Source organism: Pseudenhygromyxa sp. WMMC2535, assembly GCF_011083025.2.
The window spans coordinates 1-2581 of the sequence record NZ_JABJWV010000034.1 but is presented as its reverse complement, the minus strand read 5'-3'; the positions used below and the strand labels follow the sequence as shown (position 1 = coordinate 2581).

Here is a 2581-nt window from a genome sequence, read left to right as displayed (position 1 = left end):
TCGCCAACGCGCTCACGCCGATGCTCTTTTGCCACGGCCGCGAGGACCCCACCGTCCCCGTCTGGCTCGGCAAGGCCGCCCACGATCAGGTCGCGCCGCCTCGACCTCAGCGCCCGATCGCCTGGCACGACTACGCCATGCCCCACGCGGTCTGCCCCGAGGAGATCGCCGAGATCCGCACCTGGCTGCATCGCGTCTTGGCGAGCTGAAACAGTATTGCGATAGAAGCGCGACAAAGCGAGATCGCCACATTCGCGATCACAATCAATCCGAGCGCGGCCGAGTGTCATATTCCAAAGTGTCGACACGAGCTCCTTCTCTCGTCGATATTTTGGAATTTCAGCCGGCCCCTTCGACCGGCCCACGAGCCCGCGCGCTTCCCGCTTGCAACATAAATGGCCATGTTATAGGGTGGCCACGCGATCGCCTCTCGCGTATCCAATCGTCTCTACAATGGGGAAATATGCCACACATATGGCACCCCTTCGTCGACGCGCAACCTGAAAGGTAGCAGGCAGTGAAACTCTCCACGATGGTCATCATCGCCGCGCTCTCGACATCGGCCCTCGGCTGCCTCGCCGAAGCCCCCGAGCTCGAGCCCGACGTCGACCTCTACCAGCCCCTGACCGAGCCGATCTTCGTCGGGGATCTGATGATTCGCCCCGCGCAGGACGACGACGACCTGCCCGCGCTGGCCTCGTCCGCGCCCAGCGACATGGACGAGCTCGACGCGGCCTCCGCGGGCCAGGGCTACTGCCTCGTCACCCTCAACTATTGTTCCATCCCGGGCTCGGACGACGGCTCGTGCACGGCCACGGGCTGCGAGGTCTACCAGGCCCTGGAGGAGTGCATCGCGCTCTACTGCGAGAGCTGCTTCGATCTGTGCTGAGCGAGCGCTCGGCGTGCAAGCTGCCAGAGGACCCGTCTCGATCCCGCCTCGTTCTGCGCGCCTCGGACCTGGGAGGTCAAGGCCATCGCTGGGTTGGGATACTGCAAGGTTTCGGGCTCTCGAGCCGGGCCGCGCGGGAGAGGTTGGATCGCGCCGGGTCCTTTGGCGATTTGCACATGTCGACTATTGCTGCGAGGTCGAGAACTGCTGGATTCCATATTGCGACACTTGCGGCTGCTGAGCCGTCAGCACATTTAAAAAAGCGGAACCTCGGGCGCGAGCGCTCGAGGTTCCGCTTTGTCCGTGGATGTGCGATGCAGCGCCGCGAGCCGCGAGCCTCAGTCCTCGCCCTCGGAGGAGGGCGAGACCCCGCCTTGCTTGGCGATCTCCTCGCGCAGGCCGAAGCTCGGCCTGCGCGAGGAGATCGCCAAGCAAGGCGGGGTCTCGCCCTCCTCCGAGGGCGAGGACTGAGGCTCGCGGCTCGCGGCGCTGCATCGCACATCCACGGACAAAGCGGAACCTCGAGCGCTCGCGCCCGAGGTTCCGCTTTTTTAAATGTGCTGACGGCTCAGCACCGCGCAAGTGTCGCAATATGGAATCCAGCAGTTCTCGACCTCGCAGCAATAGTCGACATGTGCAAATCGCCAAAGGACCCGGCGCGATCCAACCTCTCCCCGCGCGGCCCGGCTCGAGAGCCCGAAACCTTGCAGTATCCCAACCCAGCGATGGCCTTGACCTCCCAGGTCCGAGGCGCGCAGAACGAGGCGGGATCGAGACGGGTCCTCTGGCAGCTTGCACGCCGAGCGCTCGCTCAGCACAGATCGAAGCAGCTCTCGCAGTAGAGCGCGATGCACTCCTCCAGGGCCTGGTAGACCTCGCAGCCCGTGGCCGTGCACGAGCCGTCGTCCGAGCCCGGGATGGAACAATAGTTGAGGGTGACGAGGCAGTAGCCCTGGCCCGCGAGGCCGCGTCGAGCTCGTCCATGTCGCTGGGCGCGGACGGCCAGCGGCGGCAGTCGTCGTCGTCGTCCTGCGCGGGGCGAATCATCAGATCCCCGACGAAGATCGGCTCGGTCAGGGGCTGGTAGAGGTCGACGTCGGGCTCGAGCTCGGGGGCTTCGGCGAGGCAGCCGAGGGCCGATGTCGAGAGCGCGGCGATGATGACCATCGTGGAGAGTTTCACTGCCTGCTACCTTTCAGGTTGCGCGTCGACGAAGGGGTGCCATATGTGTGGCATATTTCCCCATTGTAGAGACGATTGGATACGCGAGAGGCGATCGCGTGGCCACCCTATAACATGGCCATTTATGTTGCAAGCGGGAAGCGCGCGGGCTCGTGGGCCGGTCGAAGGGGCCGGCTGAAATTCCAAAATATCGACGAGAGAAGGAGCTCGTGTCGACACTTTGGAATATGACACTCGGCCGCGCTCGGATTGATTGTGATCGCGAATGTGGCGATCTCGCTTTGTCGCGCTTCTATCGCAATACTGTTTCAGCTCGCCAAGACGCGATGCAGCCAGGTGCGGATCTCGGCGATCTCCTCGGGGCAGACCGCGTGGGGCATGGCGTAGTCGTGCCAGGCGATCGGGCGCTGAGGTCGAGGGCGGCGACCTGATCGTGGGCGGCCTTGCCGAGCCAGACGGGGACGGTGGGGTCCTCGCGGCCGTGGCAAAAGAGCATCGGCGTGAGCGCGT

Annotated in this window: 2 protein-coding genes and 2 pseudogenes; 2 read left to right on the top strand and 2 right to left on the bottom strand. The window is 64.5% G+C overall.

Features of this window, described 5'->3' with window-relative positions:
- Positions 1-209, top strand: a pseudogene (locus tag G6O69_RS39120) (carboxylesterase); the annotation flags it as partial.
- A gap of 308 nt (positions 210-517) precedes the next feature.
- Complete coding sequence (locus G6O69_RS39115; RefSeq protein ID WP_172303538.1) at positions 518-889, top strand: hypothetical protein; 372 nt, start codon at positions 518-520, stop codon at positions 887-889.
- Positions 890-1227: 338 nt separating this feature from the next.
- On the opposite strand, the gene G6O69_RS39110 is transcribed toward G6O69_RS39115, so the two are convergent.
- Positions 1228-1395, bottom strand: coding sequence for a hypothetical protein (locus G6O69_RS39110; protein WP_217910189.1), 168 nt, complete (start codon positions 1393-1395; stop codon positions 1228-1230).
- 984 nt (positions 1396-2379) lie between these two features.
- Positions 2380-2581, bottom strand: a pseudogene (locus G6O69_RS39580) (carboxylesterase); the annotation flags it as partial.